14 protein-coding genes are annotated in these 16,645 nt (G+C 72.2%); 1 reads left to right on the top strand and 13 read right to left on the bottom strand.

Going from position 1 to position 16,645, the window contains the following annotated elements:
- Nucleotides 1–102: 102 nt before the first annotated feature.
- The 4 genes from ACYVPE_RS01110 to ACYVPE_RS01095 all read right to left on the bottom strand — a co-directional run bounded on the left by ACYVPE_RS01110 (nucleotide 103) and on the right by ACYVPE_RS01095 (nucleotide 4,158).
- Nucleotides 103–1,701 carry a Na+/H+ antiporter gene (locus ACYVPE_RS01110; protein ID WP_461031412.1) on the bottom strand — a complete coding sequence of 533 codons (1,599 nt, stop codon included), beginning with the start codon at nucleotides 1,699–1,701 and terminating at the stop codon, nucleotides 103–105.
- Nucleotides 1,702–1,722: 21 nt separating this feature from the next.
- The gene (locus ACYVPE_RS01105) at nucleotides 1,723–2,685 is read right to left on the bottom strand and encodes an RluA family pseudouridine synthase (protein ID WP_461031411.1); all 963 of its coding nucleotides are present in this window, start codon (nucleotides 2,683–2,685) and stop codon (nucleotides 1,723–1,725) included.
- 25 nt (nucleotides 2,686–2,710) lie between these two features.
- The gene (lspA, locus tag ACYVPE_RS01100; RefSeq protein WP_461031410.1) at nucleotides 2,711–3,334 is read right to left on the bottom strand and encodes a signal peptidase II; all 624 of its coding nucleotides are present in this window, start codon (nucleotides 3,332–3,334) and stop codon (nucleotides 2,711–2,713) included.
- 104 nt (nucleotides 3,335–3,438) lie between these two features.
- Nucleotides 3,439–4,158: a TraR/DksA family transcriptional regulator gene (locus ACYVPE_RS01095; protein ID WP_461031409.1), complete on the bottom strand. Its 720-nt coding sequence runs from the start codon at nucleotides 4,156–4,158 to the stop codon at nucleotides 3,439–3,441.
- Nucleotides 4,159–4,617: 459 nt separating this feature from the next.
- On the opposite strand from ACYVPE_RS01095, the gene ileS reads away from it, so the two are divergent.
- Entirely contained in the window at nucleotides 4,618–7,758 is a 3,141-nt protein-coding gene (ileS, locus tag ACYVPE_RS01090; RefSeq protein WP_461031408.1) for an isoleucine--tRNA ligase, read from the top strand.
- Nucleotides 7,759–7,855: 97 nt separating this feature from the next.
- Here the strand turns inward: ileS and ACYVPE_RS01085 are convergent, their stop codons facing one another.
- The 9 genes from ACYVPE_RS01085 to ftsW all read right to left on the bottom strand — a co-directional run.
- The gene (locus ACYVPE_RS01085; protein WP_461031407.1) at nucleotides 7,856–9,193 is read right to left on the bottom strand and encodes a DivIVA domain-containing protein; all 1,338 of its coding nucleotides are present in this window, start codon (nucleotides 9,191–9,193) and stop codon (nucleotides 7,856–7,858) included.
- 49 nt (nucleotides 9,194–9,242) lie between these two features.
- Nucleotides 9,243–9,527 carry a YggT family protein gene (locus ACYVPE_RS01080; RefSeq protein ID WP_132820481.1) on the bottom strand — a complete coding sequence of 95 codons (285 nt, stop codon included), beginning with the start codon at nucleotides 9,525–9,527 and terminating at the stop codon, nucleotides 9,243–9,245.
- A 73-nt stretch (nucleotides 9,528–9,600) separates the two neighbouring features.
- Nucleotides 9,601–10,224, bottom strand: coding sequence for a cell division protein SepF (sepF, locus tag ACYVPE_RS01075; RefSeq protein WP_461031406.1), 624 nt, complete (start codon nucleotides 10,222–10,224; stop codon nucleotides 9,601–9,603).
- 121 nt (nucleotides 10,225–10,345) lie between these two features.
- On the bottom strand, nucleotides 10,346–11,071 hold the full coding sequence (locus ACYVPE_RS01070; RefSeq protein WP_461031405.1) for a YggS family pyridoxal phosphate-dependent enzyme: 726 nt from the start codon (nucleotides 11,069–11,071) through the stop codon (nucleotides 10,346–10,348).
- 53 nt (nucleotides 11,072–11,124) lie between these two features.
- Nucleotides 11,125–11,865: a peptidoglycan editing factor PgeF gene (gene pgeF, locus ACYVPE_RS01065; RefSeq protein ID WP_461031404.1), complete on the bottom strand. Its 741-nt coding sequence runs from the start codon at nucleotides 11,863–11,865 to the stop codon at nucleotides 11,125–11,127.
- A gap of 57 nt (nucleotides 11,866–11,922) precedes the next feature.
- The gene (gene ftsZ, locus ACYVPE_RS01060) at nucleotides 11,923–13,176 is read right to left on the bottom strand and encodes a cell division protein FtsZ (RefSeq protein ID WP_461031403.1); all 1,254 of its coding nucleotides are present in this window, start codon (nucleotides 13,174–13,176) and stop codon (nucleotides 11,923–11,925) included.
- Nucleotides 13,177–13,468: 292 nt separating this feature from the next.
- Nucleotides 13,469–14,275 carry a cell division protein FtsQ/DivIB gene (locus tag ACYVPE_RS01055; RefSeq protein ID WP_461031402.1) on the bottom strand — a complete coding sequence of 269 codons (807 nt, stop codon included), beginning with the start codon at nucleotides 14,273–14,275 and terminating at the stop codon, nucleotides 13,469–13,471.
- A gap of 36 nt (nucleotides 14,276–14,311) precedes the next feature.
- Nucleotides 14,312–15,403, bottom strand: coding sequence for an undecaprenyldiphospho-muramoylpentapeptide beta-N-acetylglucosaminyltransferase (murG, locus tag ACYVPE_RS01050; RefSeq protein WP_461031401.1), 1,092 nt, complete (start codon nucleotides 15,401–15,403; stop codon nucleotides 14,312–14,314).
- A gap of 6 nt (nucleotides 15,404–15,409) precedes the next feature.
- The coding region (ftsW, locus tag ACYVPE_RS01045) for a putative lipid II flippase FtsW (RefSeq protein ID WP_461031400.1) at nucleotides 15,410–16,645 on the bottom strand (1,236 nt) is incomplete at its 5' end.

The raw sequence follows: 16,645 nt of genomic DNA, 5'->3' as shown, positions 1-16,645 counted from the left end.
TCGTCCGCGGCGCCGTCGCGGCTGGTCGCGCCCCTGCGGGGCGCCGCCGAACCGCAACGGACCGCGCCGCACCCGTAGGCCCGAGCCTGAGCAGGCCCGGGCCTACGTCCCGTGGTGCGGGAGGCTGCGCTGGTCGAGTTCGCGCAGCACCCGGTCCACCACCTCGGGGTCGGCGCCCGGCTCGCGGCGCGCGTCCAGCACCTCGGTCCTGGCCGCGGAGAGCAGCTCCCCGTAGAGGTCGTGCAGCTCCCGCAGCCGCTGGACGCGGGCCCGCACGTTCTCCTTGCGCTCCTCCTCGGCCACCCGGGGGGAGATCCGGGAGCCGAGGTCGTAGACCCGCTTGGACAGCGCGTCGATCAGCTCCTCCGGTACCCCGGGGCGCGCCTCGATCTCCCGCAGCCGCCGCTTGGCCGCCTTGGCGGCGCGCAGCGCCAGCTCGTGCTCCAGGCGCTCCTCGGCCGCGGTGTCGGCCTCGACGCCGAGCAGGCGGGCCAGCCAGGGCAGGCTGAGCCCCTGGATCAGCAGGGTGCCGATGACGGCGGCGAAGGCGACGAAGACGATGGCGTCCCGCTCGGGGAAGGCGCCGCCGTCGTCCACGGTGAAGGGGAGGGCGATCACCAGGGCCACGGTGACCACGCCGCGGATCCCGGCCCACCAGATGATCACCGTCTCCCGCCAGCTGAGCGGGATCTCCTCGGCGTAGTCGGCGCGCCTGTGCAGCCGCTTGGCGAGCCAGGCGGCGGGCAGCAGCCAGAGCAGGCGGACGACGAGCAGCGTGGCGAGGACGAGCGCGGCGGCGGGCAGCAGCTGGCTCCAGCGTTCGGTGACGGTGCCGAGGACCACGCTGAGCTCGAGGCCGATCAGGCCGAAGGCGATGCCGGTGACCAGGGTGTCGATCACGGCCCAGAAGCTGCGGCCGGTCAGCCGGCCCGACACGTCGTCCGGGTCGGCGGCCCACTCGGCGAGGAAGAGCGCGGCCACCAGGACGGCGAGCACCCCCGAGCCGCGCAGCTCCTCGGCCAGGGTGTAGGCGGCGAAGGGCACCAGCAGGGTGAGCCCGGTGCGCAGGGTGGCGTCGCCCAGCAGGTCGAGCAGCCGGGCGGTGCCCCAGCCGAGCACCAGGCCGACGGCGACGGCCACGGCGGCCGAGAGCAGCAGCTCGCCGCCGGCGCCGAGCACGGAGAACGAGCCGCCGACGGCGGCGATGACCGCGACGTGGTAGAGCGTGATCGCGGTGACGTCGTTGAACAGGCCCTCGCCCTCCAGGATGGACACCATCCGGCGGGGCAGCCCGATCCGGCCGGCGACCGCCGTGGCGGCGACCGGGTCGGGCGGCGCGACGAGGGCGCCGAGCGCGATGGCGGGGGCGAGCGGCAGCCCGGGGATCACCAGCTGGGCCACCACGGCCACGGCGGCGGTGGTCACGAAGACCAGGGCGACGGCGAGCAGCAGGATGGGCCTGATGTTGCCGAGGAACTGCCGCCAGGAGGTGCGCTGGGCCGCCGCGTAGAGCAGTGGGGGCAGCACCAGCGGCAGGATCAGCTCGGGCGGGATGTCGACGTTCGGCACCCAGGGGAGGACGGCGAGCACCCCGCCGAGCAGGGTCATCAGGATCGGCGGCGGGACGGCGAACCGGTCGCCGAGCGGCACGGTCAGCACGGCGCCGAGCCCCAGCACGAAGAGCAGGGTGAGCTGGCCCATGACGCCGCGCCTTCCCCGCCGCTAGGCGCTCTCGGCCCGCAGTGCCTCGAGCGCGAACCGCAGGTCCTCCGGGTAGTCGCTGCTGAACTCGACCCAGCTGCCGTCGGCGGGGTGGGTGAAGCCGAGCCGCATCGCGTGCAGCCACTGCCGGTTGAGCTTGAGCCGGCTGGCCAGCGTGGGATCGGCGCCGTAGGTGAGGTCGCCGACGCAGGGGTGGCGGTGGGCGGCCATGTGCACCCGGATCTGGTGGGTGCGGCCGGTCTCCAGCTTGATGTCGAGCAGGCTGGCGGCGCGGAGCGCCTCGACCAGGTCGTAGTGGGTGACGGACGGCTTGCCCTCGGCGGTGACGGCCCACTTGTAGTCGTGCTGCGGGTGCCGGCCGATCGGCGCGTCGATGGTGCCGCTGAGCGGATCGGGGTGGCCCTGGACGAGCGCGTGGTAGCGCTTGTCGACCGTCCGCTCGCGGAACTGCTGCTTGAGCAGTGAGTAGGCGCGCTCCGACTTGGCGACCGCCATCAGGCCGGAGGTGCCGACGTCGAGGCGGTGCACGATGCCCTGCCGCTCGGCGGCGCCCGAGGTGGCGATGCGGTAGCCGGCGGCGGCCAGGCCGCCGATCACGGTGGTGCCGGTCCAGCCGGGGCTGGGGTGGGCGGCGACGCCGACGGGCTTGTCGACGACCACCAGGTCCTCGTCGTCGTGGACGATCACCATGCCGGGGACCGGCTCGGCCACCACCCGCACGGGGGCGGGCGGCGGGGGCATCTCGACCTCGAGCCAGGAACCGCCGGTGACCCGCTCCGACTTGCCGACCGCGGCGCCGTCGACGGTGACCTTGCCTGCGGCGGCCAGCTCGGCCGCCTTGGTCCTGGAGAAGCCCAGCATGCGGGCGAGAGCGGCGTCGACGCGCTCCCCCTCAAGGCCCTCGGGTACGGGCAGTACGCGGATCTCTGGGGTCTGCTCGGGAGGTGCGGGAAGCGTGCTCACCTGATCGAGTATGCCGGACGGAGGGTCAGTCCCGGTGCACGGTGCCGTCCGGATCGAGGCCCCGGAAGGAGAGCAGCACGATCAGGATGCCGCCGCAGACGATCGCGGAGTCGGCGAGGTTGAACACCGCGAAGTTCTGGGGCGCGATGAAGTCGACCACGTGCCCTTGGAGCACGCCGGGCGCGCGGAAGATCCGGTCGGTGAGGTTGCCGAGCGCGCCGCCGAGCAGCAGGCCGAGGGCGATCGCCCAGGGGGTGCTGTAGAGCCGGCTGGCGAGCCGGATGATCACCACGATGACGGCGGCCGCGATGCAGGTGAAGACGATGGTGAAGGCGGAGCCGATGCCGAAGGCGGCGCCGGCGTTGCGGACCACGTCGAAGCGCAGCCACTCGCCGATCACGTCGATGCTCTTGGGCGGCGTCGGGTTCTCCAGGAACTCGACGACGAGGGTCTTGGTGATCAGGTCGAGGAGGTAGGCGAAGGCGGCCACGCTGGCGACCACGCCGATCCGCCGCTTGCCCCGGGCCGCCGGGGCCTCGTCGTCGCTCTCCTCGGCGGGCCGCACTTCGCCGGTTTCATCCGGTTTGTCCGCCTCTTCGGCCGTGGAGTGCTCGTCCGGTGTCTCGATGATCCGCTCCGCCTCGCTCACGGGATTGAGGGTACGACACTCCAGTGCGACAAACGGCAGCCTGAGCTGATCCGGCGAAGCACCGGCGGGAGATCCGCGGACGGTCCGCGGACGATGCGGACGGCCTAGAAGCGCCGCTCCTGCCGCTGCTTGCAGTCGACGCACAGCGTGGCCCGCGGGAACGCCTGCATCCTGGCCTTGCCGATCGGCTTGCCGCAGTTCTCGCACAGGCCGTAGGTGCCGGCGTCGATCCGCTGCAGCGCCCGCTCGGTCTGGTAGAGCATCTCGCGGGCGTTGGTGGCCAGCGCCATCTCGTGCTCGCGGGTGACGTTCTTGGTGCCGGTGTCCGCCTGGTCGTCGCCGGCGCCGTCCCCCGAGTCGCGCATCAGGCCGGCCAGCGAGGCCTCGGCGTCGGCGATCTCGGCGCGCAGCCGGTCCGCCTCGGCGACCAGCTCGCCACGGGCCTCGGCGACCTCCTCCCGGGTCCAGGGGTCCTCGCCGGTGCGCACCGCGAGATCGCCGGGGCCGGTGGCGGCCGAGGCGCGGGCCGAGGGCACCGCGTTCTCCTTGTCCACCGTGTCCATGACGGTCTCCTTCGTGGTGCTCTTCTTCCCTGCCACCTTCTTGGCTCCCGTCTTCCCGGCCGTCGTGCGCCTGCTGGTCGTGGTGCGCTTGCTGGTGGTCCCGGTCGCGCCTTCCTCGCCGGCCGGCGGCGCGGCCGGCGCGGCCTTCGCGGCGGCCTTCTTGGCCGCCCGCCCGCCATCCGCGGCCTTCTTCGCCGCCGCCGGCGGCCGCTCGTCGCTCTCCGCCGTCGCCTGCTGTGTGGTCTTCTTCGCTGCCACCATGGCGGCGGCCCCTTCACATAGTGTGATCTTGCTCGCGAATCGTGACCGGAACGATAAATCGACTCCGGGCGCGCGGCAACAAGGGCGCGCCGGTCTCCATCCGTTGTGCCCCGCCCGGCCCCGGGCTTAACCGGTCGTCGCGGTCCCGCGGCGCCCCGTACACTGGCCGGAGCGACAGGCGTTGACGGGGACGAGTAGCGTCGGCGGCGGCCTTGAGCGACCTGGGGACGGTGTGAGCCCAGGGGTCCGCGCGGCGTGAAGATCACCCCCGAGCCGTCGGCGGAAAGCCCACCGGTCGAGGCCGGGCGCGGTGAGTAGATCCGGCAGTCGCGGCCCAATGAGTGGGCCGAGGGCGCCGCCGAGCCAGGCGGCCCCCGGTCAAGGAGGGTGGTACCGCGGGAGCGTGCTCTCGTCCCTCCGACGGAGAACGCAGAGTGTGTGTCCGCCGGAGGACGACCGATGACGCAGTACCGCCACGTACCGGCCCAGGTCGAACTGCCACAACTGGAGCACGGGGTGCTCGAGCTGTGGCAGCAGAACAAGACCTTCGCCCGTAGCCTCGAACTGTCGGAGGGGCGCCCCGAGTGGGTGTTCTACGAGGGCCCGCCGACCGCCAACGGCATGCCGGGCGCCCACCACATCGAGGCCCGGGTCTTCAAGGACGTGTTCCCGCGCTTCCGCACCATGCGCGGCTACCACGTCGTCCGCAAGGCCGGCTGGGACTGCCACGGCCTCCCGGTCGAGCTGGCCGTCGAGAAGGAGCTCGGCTTCAGCGGCAAGCCGGATATCGAGGCTTACGGCATCGCGGAGTTCAACGCGAAGTGCCGCGAGTCCGTCACCCGGCACACCGACGCCTTCGCCGAGCTCACCCGCCGCATGGGGTACTGGGTCGACCTGGACGCCGCCTACCGCACCATGGACCCGGAGTACGTCGAGTCCGTGTGGTGGTCGCTCAAGCAGATCTTCGAGAAGGGGCTGCTCGGCCAGGACCACCGGGTCGCCCCCTGGTGCCCGCGGTGCGAGACCGGGCTCTCCGACCACGAGCTGGCCCAGGGCTACGAGACGGTCGTCGACCCCTCCGTCTACGTCCGGCTGCCGCTGCGCTCAGGACCGCTGGCCGGCGAGGCCGCGCTCCTGGTGTGGACCACCACCCCCTGGACCCTGGTCTCCAACACGGCGGTCGCCGCCAACCCCGACGTCACCTACGCCGTCGCCACCGACGGCACCGAGCGGCTGGTGGTCGCCGAGCCGCTGCTGGAGAAGGCGCTCGGCGAGGGCTGGTCGGCCACCGGCCAGACCTTCACCGGCCGGGAGATGGAGCGCTGGGCCTACGAGCGGCCCTTCGACCTCGTCGACTTCGGCGGCGCCGAGGCCCACTTCGTGGTCCTGGCCGACTACGTCACCACCGAGGACGGCACCGGCCTGGTCCACCAGGCCCCGGCGTTCGGCGAGGACGACCTGCTGACCTGCCGCGGCTACGGGCTGCCGATGGTCAACCCGGTCCGCACCGACGGCACGTTCGAGGACGGCCTGGCGCTGGTCGGCGGCCAGTTCTTCAAGAAGGCCGACGAGGCGCTGGTCGCCGACCTGGCCGAGCGCGGCCTGCTCTTCCGCCACCTCGCCTACGAGCACAGCTATCCGCACTGCTGGCGCTGCCACACCCCGCTGCTCTACTACGCACAGCCGTCCTGGTACATCCGCACCACCCGGGTCAAGGAGGCGCTGCTGCGGGAGAACGAGGCGACCACCTGGTACCCGGAGTCCGTCAAGCACGGCCGCTACGGCGAGTGGCTCGACAACAACGTGGACTGGGCGCTCTCCCGCAACCGCTACTGGGGCACCCCGCTGCCGATCTGGCGCTGCGAGGACGGCCACCTCACCTGCGTGGGCTCGCTGACCGAGCTGACCGAGCTGACCGGCGTCGACCAGTCGGGGCTCGACCCGCACCGGCCGTTCATCGACGAGGTGGTCTTCGGCTGCCCGGCCGAGGGCTGCGCCCACACCGCGACGCGGGTCCCCGAGGTCATCGACGCCTGGTACGACTCGGGCTCCATGCCGTTCGCGCAGTGGGGCTACCCGCACCGCAACCGCGAGCAGTTCGAGAGCCGCTACCCGGCGCAGTACATCGCCGAGGCCATCGACCAGACCCGCGGCTGGTTCTACACGCTGATGGCCGTCGGCACCCTGGTCTTCGACCGGTCCTCCTACGAGAACGTGGTCTGCCTCGGCCACATCCTCGCCGAGGACGGCCGCAAGATGTCCAAGCACCTGGGCAATATCCTGGAGCCCATCCCGCTGATGGAGCGGCACGGCGCGGACGCCGTCCGCTGGTTCATGGCGGCCAGCGGCTCGCCCTGGGCGGCCCGCCGGGTCGGGCACGGCACCATCCAGGAGGTGGTCCGCAAGACCCTGCTGACCTACTGGAACACCGTGGCCTTCCAGGCGCTCTACGCCCGCACCGGCGGCTGGGCGCCCAGCGGTTCCGACCCGGCGCCGGCCGACCGGCCGCTGCTCGACCGCTGGCTGCTCAGCGAGCTCAACGCGCTGGTCGAGGCCGTCACCAAGGCCATGGAGAACTACGACACCCAGCGTGCCGGCAAGCTGGTCTCCACCTTCGTGGACGACCTGTCCAACTGGTACGTGCGACGGTCACGCCGCCGGTTCTGGCAGGCCGAGCCGGCCGCGCTGCGCACCCTGCACGAGGTGCTGGAGACCGTCACCCGGCTGATGGCCCCGCTGGTGCCGTTCATCACCGAGCGGGTCTGGCAGGACCTGGTGGTGCCGGTGACGCCCGGCGCGCCCGACTCGGTGCACCTGGCCGGCTGGCCGGAGGCCGACCCGGCGCTGGTCGACCCCGACCTGTCCCAGGACATGCTGCTGGTGCGGCGCCTCGTCGAGCTGGGCCGCGCCACCCGCGCCGAGTCCGGAGTGAAGACCCGGCAGCCGCTCTCCCGCGCGCTGGTGGCGGCCCAGGGCTTCGAACTGCTCGACGACGACCTGCGTGGGCAGATCGCCGAGGAGCTCAACGTGGCGGGCCTCGCCGCGCTCTCCGAGATGGGCGGCTCCCTCGTCGACACCTCGGCCAAGGCCAACTTCCGGGCGCTCGGCCGGCGGTTCGGCAAGGGCACCCAGCCGGTGGCCAGGGCCATCGCCGAGGCCGACGCCGCCGAGCTCTCCGCCGCGCTGCGCGCCGGCACCGCCTCGGTCGAGGTGGACGGCGAGCGGGTGGGGCTCGGCCCCGACGAGGTCATCATCACCGAAACCCCGCGCGAGGGCTGGTCGGTGGCCTCGGACACCGGCGCCACGGTGGCCCTCGACCTGGAGATCACCCCCGAGCTGCGCCGGGCCGGCCTGGCCAGGGACGTGATCCGGCTGATCCAGGAGGCCAGGAAGAACAGCGGCCTCGACGTGGTCGACCGGATCGCGGTGCGCTGGGTGACGGCCGACCCTGAGTTGACGCGGGCGCTCGACGACCACCAGGCGCTGATCCGCGGCGAGGTGCTGGCCACCGACTTCGCCGAGGGCGAGGGCGACGAGGGCTTCGGCGCTCCCTTCGGCGACGAGGCCCTGGGCGGCACCTTCCGGCTGCGGAAGAGCTGACGAGAAGAACCCACCGACGCCGGAAGGGGCGGGGCCCGGATCCTGGGATCCGGGCCCCGCCCCTTTGTCGCTGTGCGCTATGCGCCGACGGCTCGCGTCAGTTGTCGTCCTCGTCGATGAGGAAGCCCCGCATCGGCGACGGCGCCTGCTGCATCGGCTGCGGGCCCTGCGGCCGAACCGGCGCCATCGGCTGGGTCATGGCCGGCGACATCTGCTGCTGGCCGCCGTAGGAGCCAGGACCGCCCGGGCCGACGTGCCCCGGGTGACCGGGGTGCGGCGCGAGGCCGGCCATCGGCTGGCCACCCATACCCTGCTGCCCGCCCATCGGGCCAGGCCCGCCCGACGGCGCGCCGGCGGAGGCCAGCGACGGGGAGGGCGAAGGCGGCAGCGAGGGCGCGACGGAGGGTGAAGGCGTGCGCGGCGGGGCGAGCGAGTCGTCGGACTGGCTCTCCAACTGGCGCAGCTGGCTCTCCAGGTACGACTTGAGCCGGGTGCGGTACTCGCGCTCGAAGCCGCGCAGGTCCTCGACCTTGCGCTCCAGGGTGGCGCGGGCCGACTCCAGCGAGCCCATCGCCACGCGGTGCTTCTCCTGGGCGTCCCGCTCCAGCGCGTCGGCCTTGGCGCGGGCGTCCCGCTCCAGGCCCTCGGCGCGGCTGCGGGCCTCACCGACGATCTTGTTGGCCTCGGAACGCGCCTCGGCGATGGCCTGGTCGGCCGTCTGCTGCGCGAGGGACAGCACGCGGGCGGCACTCTCGTTGCCACCGGGCTGCTGCATCTGCGGCGGGCCGCCGAGACCGGGGTTGCCCATGCCGGGGCCACCCATGCCCATGCCCTGCTGGCCCATCTGCCCCATCTGGCCGGGACCACCGGGACCCATCGGGCCACCCTGGCCCATCTGACCAGGACCACCAGGACCCATCGGACCGCCCATGCCCTGCTGGCCCATCTGACCGGGACCACCAGGACCCATCGGGCCACCCATGCCCTGCTGGCCCATCTGGCCAGGACCACCAGGACCCATCGGGCCACCCTGGCCCATCTGACCAGGACCACCGGGACCCATCGGACCGCCCTGCCCCATCTGACCGGGACCACCAGGGCCACCGGGGCCGCCGGGCCCACCAGGGCCGGCCGGCAACTGCGGCGGGCCGCCCATCTGCTGGGTCCCCGGGCCGCCCTGCGGACCTGATATGGCCGGCATGGGCCCGCCAGGACGCTCCTGGGGCTCGGGTTTACGCATGTTCTGCTGGTTCTGCGCGGCCGCCCGAGTCGCCGCGGCCAGCTTGGCGCGCAGGTCCTCGTTCTCCCTCAGCAGGCGGGTCAGCTCTGCCTCGACCTCGTCGAGGAAGGCATCGACCTCGTCCTCGTCATAGCCTTCTCGCAGACGGACGGTCGTGAACTGCTTGTTCCGCACGTCCTCGGGGGTCAACGGCATCTCTTCACCTCAACGTGATTCGTCGGCATATCGGCAAGACCGTACTCGTTCACAGCCTGGCCACGACGTTGATCAGGATGTAGACGATGATCATGAGTACGAAGAAGGACAGATCAAGCGCCACTCCCCCGAACCTCAGGGGAGGGATGACCTTCCGTAGCGCCTTCAGCGGCGGATCGGTGACAGTGTAGGTGGCCTCCAGAGCGACCACCATCGCCTTGCCGGGCTGCCATGCGCGCGCGAACATGAAGACGTAGTCCATCACCAGACGGAAGAGCAACAGGCCGAGCAAGCAGTACAAGACAATCAGGATCACCTGTTGAACGATGCCCATCCTGCCTGGCCCTCTCCCCTGTACTCATGCCCCGGCCGATCGGCCGGAACTCCCACTTCCGGTACTGCTCTCGTCAGCTCTGGTTGAAGAACCCGCCCTCCGCGATGCGGGCCTTGTCCTCCGCCGTTACATCGACGTTAGCAGGCGACAGCAGGAACACCTTCTGCGTCACCCGCTCGATGCTGCCATGCAGACCGAAGACGAGACCAGCCGCAAAGTCGACAAGTCGCTTTGCATCCGTGTCATCCATCTCCGTCAGATTCATGATCACCGGGGTTCCCTCGCGGAAGTGTTCCCCGATGGTACGGGCCTCGTTGTACGTCCTGGGGTGGAGCGTGGTGATCCGGTACGGCTCCCGCTCTGACACGACCTTGGGCATGATCACCGGTGCGCTCTTCTCCACGTTCTGTCGTTCTGATGTGATGGAAGACACGGGAGCGATCCTCCCGGGTCGTCTGCTTTCCGCCAGAATCGGAGCGGGTGTTGGCTCCGTCTCGCGCTGGGCCGGCGGGTGGACCACCCGCACCGGCTCCTCCACCCGCTCCCTGCGCGGCGGTTCGTGCGTCTCCTGACGCCGCCCCCGGTCCGGCTCCGGCTCGGGCTCGAACTCGTCATCGGGGCCGTACCCCGGGCGGTCGTAGCCGTCGTCCTCCACGAGGCCGAGGTAGACCGCCATCTTGCGCATCGCGCCAGCCATCGACTGCGTCCTCCGCTCTGTGGTGGATCGGCTCCGAACCTCCGGGGCCGCGCATCCACGTAACCTGCCCGAATCCCTCGGGAATGACCATATTTTCGGCTGTGGTCCTCGCTTGGCGACGTTACCCGAGGGCGGGGCGGACTCCGAGTACCGCGCTTCCTACACGCACGTGTGTCGCCCCGGCGATGATGGCCTCCTCCAGGTCCGCGCTCATTCCCGCCGAGACCATGTTCGCAGCAGGATCGACCCCGCGCAGGTCCCTCGCGATTTCCATCAGCCGCTCGAACGCGGCGCCCGGCGACCCCGCGTAGGCGCCGGTGAGCGGCGCGACCGTCATCAGCCCCGCCAGGCGCAGCCCCGGCGCGGCCGCCAGCGCGGCCGCCAACTCCGCGACCCCCGCCGGGTCGACGCCGCCGCGGCCGGCGCCCGGGGCGGATTCCTCCTCCAGGGCGACCTGGATCAAACAGTTGAGCGGGGCGCGCTCCCGTTGTGCGACGGCGCGCGCCAGCGCGTCGACGAGCCGGACGCGATCCACCGAGTGCACATAATCCGCGTAAGCCGTCACGGAACGCGCCTTGTTCGTTTGCAACTGCCCCACGAAGTGCCAGGTCAGCGGAAGATCGGCGAGGGCCGCCGCCTTGGCGGCCGCCTCCTGGTCCTTGTTCTCCGCGAAGTCCCGCACCCCGAGCCCGGCGAGCAGCCGCACGTCCTCGGCGGGATAGGTCTTGGTGACCACGATCAGGGTCACGTCGCTCCGCCGGCGCCCCGCCGCGTCGCAGGCGCGGGCGACGCGCTCCTCCACCCGGGCGAGGCCGGTGGCCAACTCGACCTCGCGCGCCGGGCGCACGCTGGGCGCACCGTGGGAGGTGGTCGCATCGCCCGGCCGCCGCTCACCGTTCCTCATCGGTCGGCCCGGCCGATCCAGACGTAGCTGGCCTGCCGGCCGGTGACGCGCTCGCGGCGGTAGGAGAAGTGGTCGGCCGACTCCCGGGTGCAGACCGGCGAGAGGGCGATGTCCACGACGCCGAGGTCGGCGAGCTGGCGCCGCACCCCGGCGGGGATGTCGATGGAGGGGGTGCCCTCCCTGGTGTGCGAGCCACTGCCCGGCACCGCGAGCTCGGCGGCCTCGCGCATCTCCACCGGCACCTCGTAGCAGAGGCCGCAGACGGTGGGTCCCGTCCTGGCGACGATCCGCTCGGCGCGGGCGCCGAGCCGGCACATCTCCTCGACGGTCGCCGGAACGACTCCGGCCAGCAGCCCGGGACGCCCGGCGTGCGCGGCGCCGACGATCCCGGCCACCGGGTCGGCGAGCAACACCGGCGTGCAGTCGGCGGTGAGCACCGCGAGCGCGAGGCCCCGGCGCGCGCTGACCGCGCCGTCCGCCTCGGGCGGCTCCCCGTCTGGCCAGGGTTGGTCGGCCAGGGCCACCACGCATCCGTGGACCTGCCGCATCCAGCGGACCTCGGCCGGGTCGAGGCCGAGTTCCTTGGCCACCAGCTCCCGGTTGGCGAGCACGGCGGCGGGGTCGTCGCCGACCGCGCCGCCGAGATTGAGCGTGTCATGCGGAGCGGCGCTCACCCCGCCCCACCGGTCGGTGAAGGCGAAGTGGGCGCCGCTGTCCGTCGTCTGTCGGTCTATCACGGGTCCATCACGTCTGGCTCACACGGGGTTCGGGCGGAACTCCGTCGACACTTTTGATTACTTCAGGAAGTCGGGGACGTCCAGCTCCTCGACCTGACCCCCATCGTAAGGCCGGGCCGAGGGTACCTGCGGCGAGCTCTTCAGCGGCTCGCGGACCGGCTCGGCCGCCGGCTCGGCGCCGCCCACCGGCGAGGTGTCCCGGTCGCCGAGCGGGCCCGGGTCGCGGGAGGGCAGGGTGCCGAGGCCGCCGAACGAGGGACGCTCCGGCTCGGGCTCGGCCGCCGAACGGTCCTGGCCGACCGAGGAGGAGTCGTCCTTGGCGCCGTAGGAACCGAGCATCCGGTCGCGGCTGCGGGCGGGCGGCTGGCCCCCGTCGAAGCCGGCGGCGATCACGGTGACCCGCACCTCGTCGCCGAGGGCGTCGTCGATGACGGCGCCGAAGATGATGTTGGCCTCCGGGTGGGCGGCCTCGCTGACCAGCTGGGCGGCCTCGTTGATCTCGAACAGGCCCAGGTCCGAGCCGCCGGAGATGGAGAGCAGCACGCCCCGAGCGCCGTCGATGGACGCCTCGAGGAGCGGCGAGGAGATGGCCATCTCGGCGGCGGCCACCGCGCGGTCGTCGCCGCGGGCCGAGCCGATGCCCATGAGGGCGGAACCGGCCTCCGACATCACGGACTTGACGTCGGCGAAGTCGAGGTTGATCAGGCCGGGGGTGGTGATCAGGTCGGTGATGCCCTGGACGCCGGAGAGAAGCACCTGGTCCGCGGACTTGAAGGCGTCGAGGACGCTGACCTGACGGTCCGAGATGGACAGCAGCCGGTCGTTGGGGATGACGATCAGGGTGTCGACCTCGTCGCGGAGGCTGGCGATGCCGTCCTCCGCCTGGTTCGCCCGCCGGCGCCCCTCGAAGGTGAACGGGCGGGTGACGACGCCGATGGTCAACGCGCCGAGCGTGCGCGCGATGTTCGCCACGACCGGAGCGCCGCCGGTGCCGGTGCCGCCGCCCTCGCCCGCGGTGACGAAGACCATGTCGGCCCCCTTGAGGACCTCCTCGATCTCCTCGCGGTGGTCCTCGGCAGCCTTGCGACCCACCTCGGGGTTGGCGCCCGCACCCAGACCGCGGGTGAGCTCACGGCCGACGTCGAGCTTGACGTCGGCGTCGCTCATCAGCAGCGCCTGCGCATCGGTGTTGATCGCGATGAACTCGACGCCCTTGAGACCGACCTCGATCATCCGGTTGATGGCGTTGACACCACCGCCGCCGATACCGACGACCTTGATGACTGCGAGGTAGTTCTGCGGTGCTGCCACGTCGAAGGCCTCTCGCCTCGATTTACGTGTCGCCGCTCCGCGTGAGCCGCAGCGCGCCGACTGATGCCTGTGGGACGGAGGGGATGACCGCCCCAGAACCCTAACGCTTCAGTTTAGGGTGCCCTGTGCTTGTCGTTCCCGGGAATCCTAGGAACGGACACTAAGTCGACAAGTGGTACGCGTTCAACGAACACGCCGAACCTCCTGTTTTTCTTTTCACCCTATGTGATCACGCTCGCGCATCGCCAACCAGGGGGCTGGCCTGCGCCGACGCCGCCGGGTCGACGCCGCGTCAACCACCGGAAACCGCCGGCACGGTGGGCGCGCTGACGTCGAAGTACCGCGCGTCACCAGCCGCTTCCATCACCGCGGCCAGGGCCCGCGCCTTGGCCGCTGGCTCCTCCGCGCTGCCCCACACCACGGTGCGGTCCCCCGTCAACTCCAGCGTGACGCCGTCGTAGGAGGAGACCCGGACGAGCAGCAGGTCGTCCCGCACCTCGTCGGGGAGCGAGAGCGTCACGGTGACCGCCTCGCGGCGGATGCCGTCCTCGCCGAACCTGCGGAGCCCTGGACCGTCCTCGACGTCGAGCCGCAGCAGCGGCACCCCGTCGATCGGCTCGGCGATCTCGGCGAACGCCAGCCCGCCGTCGTCGACCTCGGTGTAGCCGTTCCCGTTCGGGATCAGCATCTCGGCCTCCCGCTCGGTCAGCCGCAGGCCGACGCCGTGCGGCCAGGCGCGGACCACCTCGACCGACTCCAGCCTGGGCAGCTGGTCGAGCAGCCGGTCGCGGATGGCGTCCTTGTCCAGCGAGATCATCGGCGAGCCGAGGGGGACGCCGGCCGCCGCGAGCACCTGTTCCTCCGTCAGGTTCCGCGGCCCTTCGTCCCGCCAGCGCACCGAGACGCGCTCGATCCGCAGCCAGTCGGAGCCGTAGAGCGCCCAGCCGCCGAAGCCGCCGAGCGCGACCGCGAGCACGGCGAGCACGACGGCCAGCCGGCGGCCAGGCAGCCAACGGGGGCGGCGCGGGCGGGGCGGGGGCGGGCCGGGGTCCGACCGCCGTCGGTCCGCGTCGCGCCTGGCGGTCGTCGCTCCGGCCACGCTCCCTCATCTCCCCTGTCTGACGTGCCGGCCTGGCTAGGCCCGGCGCGCCGCGATCGCCTCGTACACCATCCCGACCAGCAGCTCGTCCGCGTCCCTGCGGCCGAACTCGGTGGCGGCGCGCGACATGGCGAGCAGCCGGCCCGGGTCGGTCAGCACCGGCAGGACGTTGCCCCTGACCCACTCCGGCGTGAGCTCGGCGTCGTCGATCAGCAGGCCACCGCCGGCCCTGACCAGCGGCTGGGCGTTGAGCCGCTGTTCGCCGTTGCCGATCGGCAGCGGCACGTAGGCGGCGGGCAGCCCGACCGCCGACAGTTCGGCGACGGTCATCGCGCCCGCGCGGCAGAGCATCATGTCGGCCGCCGCGTACGCGAGGTCCATGCGGTCCACATACGATAGCGGGATGTAGGGGGGCATTCCCGGCATCGTGTCGACCTGGGGCAGTTCGTTCTTCGGGCCGACCGCGTGCAGGACCTGCACGCCGGAGCGTTGGAGCACCGGCACCGCGGCGGCCACCACCTCGTTGAGCCGGCGCGCGCCCTGCGAGCCGCCGGACACCAGCAGGGTGGGCAGGTTGGCGTCGAGGCCGAAGAAGGCGCGCGCCTCGTGCCTGGCCCTGGCCCGGTCGAGGGTGGCGATCGAGCGGCGCAGCGGGATGCCGACGTACCGCGCGTGCCGCAGCTTGCTCTCCGGGGTGGAGACGGCGACGAAGCGGGTGTAGCGGGCGCCGATCCGGTTGGCCAGGCCGGGGCGGGCGTTGGCCTCGTGCACCACGATCGGGATCCGGAGCCGCTTGGCCGCGAGGTAGCCGGGCATGGCCACGTAGCCGCCGAAGCCGACGAGGCAGTCGGCCTTGGTCCGCTCCAGGATCTCCTCGGCCGCCTTCACGGTGCCGCGCAGCCGCCCGGGCACGGTGAAGAGCTCGGGGGTGGGCTTGCGCGGCAGCGGAACGGCCGGGACCAGGCCGAGTTCGTAGCCCCGCTCCGGCACCAGCCGGGTCTCCAGGCCGCGCTCCGTGCCGAGGGCCGTGATGCCCACCGTGGGATCGCGCCTGCGCAGGGCATCGGCGAGGGCGAGCGCCGGCTCGATGTGGCCGGCGGTCCCTCCGCCGGCGACGACAACATGCACCGAATTTCACCGCTCTCCAGACGGCGCTCGGTCGCGGCGCCGTCTCATCGTCTTCCATCTGTGCCCGGGTCCCCGCGCGGCCAGGGCGGCCCGGGCCGCGGGCTCGCCGCGCGCGAACGCGATCAGCAGCCCGATGGCGAACATGGTGGGCAGCAGGGCGGACCCTCCGTAGGAGAACAGCGGAAGCGGCACGCCGGCGATGGGCAGCAGGCCCAGCACGGCACCGATGTTGATGACGGTCTGGACCATCAGCCAGGCCGTCACCCCTCCCGCGGCATACCTCACGAAGGCGTCCTCCGTGCGTCCGGCCACGCGGATACCCGCATAGCCTAGAGCCGCGAAGAGTCCGAGTACCGACAGCGTCCCCGCTAGCCCGAGTTCCTCGCCGGTGATCGCGAAGATGAAGTCGGTGTGGGGCTCCGGGAGTTCGCCCCATTTCTCCACGCTGGCCCCGAGTCCTGAGCCGAACCAGCCGCCCGAGGCGAGGGCGTAGATGCCGTGCACGGCCTGCTGACAGCGCTCGGCGTCTCCGGCGCCCAGGCAGGAGATCCGGTCCATCCGGTGCGGGCTGGTGGCGATGAAGACCACGCCGAGGACCGCGGCGACGCCGATCGCCCCGGCGAAGAGCCGGATCGGGGCGCCGGCCAGCCAGAGCAGCGCGAAGACGACGGCGACCAGGATCACCACGGTGCCCATGTCGCCGCCGACCATCACCAGGCCGCAGACCAGCAGGGCGCCGGGCAGCAGCGGGATCAGCAGGTGCCGCCACTGGGTGAGCAGCCGCAGGTCGCCCTTCCTGGCGAGCAGGTCGGCGCCCCACAGCACGAGGCCGAGCTTGGCGATCTCGCTCGGCTGGAGCTGGAAGGAGCCGCCGAGGGCGATCCAGTTGGTGTTGCCGTTCGCCGAGACGCCGACGCCTGGCACCTGGACGAGGATCAGCAGCGCCACGGTGCCGGCGAGGAACGGGTAGGTGAGGGCGCGCAGCAGCTTGACGGAGATCCGGGAGGCGACCAGCAGCAGCGTGCCGCCGAGGACGGCGGCGAGCAGTTGTTTGCGGAAGTAGAAGGTGGCCGGCAGGTCCCAGCGGAGCGCCTGGATCTGCGAGGCGGAGAACACCATCACCAGGCCGAGGAGGGCGAGCAGGAGGCCGGTGACGAGCAGGACGTAGTAGGCCGTCAACGGGCGGTCCCAGGCCCGCCGCAGCCGGTCGAGGGGCGTGAACCGGCGGGGCGGCCGCCCGGC

It is taken from the genome of Streptomyces mayteni, from assembly GCF_054783955.1.
The sequence above is the reverse complement of the archived record's forward strand: the minus strand, read 5'-3'. Positions and strand labels throughout refer to the sequence as shown.

Bases quoted from the DNA above. Each gene is read 5' to 3' on its own strand.
- ACYVPE_RS01110 (WP_461031412.1), bottom strand. From the start codon at position 1,701: ATGGGCCAGCTCACCCTGCTCTTCGTGCTGGGGCTCGGCGCCGTGCTG.
- ACYVPE_RS01095 (WP_461031409.1), bottom strand. From the start codon at position 4,158: ATGGTGGCAGCGAAGAAGACCACACAGCAGGCGACGGCGGAGAGCGAC.
- ileS (WP_461031408.1), top strand. From the start codon at position 4,618: ATGACGCAGTACCGCCACGTACCGGCCCAGGTCGAACTGCCACAACTG.
- ACYVPE_RS01085 (WP_461031407.1), bottom strand. From the start codon at position 9,193: ATGCCGTTGACCCCCGAGGACGTGCGGAACAAGCAGTTCACGACCGTC.
- ACYVPE_RS01080 (WP_132820481.1), bottom strand. From the start codon at position 9,527: ATGGGCATCGTTCAACAGGTGATCCTGATTGTCTTGTACTGCTTGCTC.
- sepF (WP_461031406.1), bottom strand. From the start codon at position 10,224: ATGGCTGGCGCGATGCGCAAGATGGCGGTCTACCTCGGCCTCGTGGAG.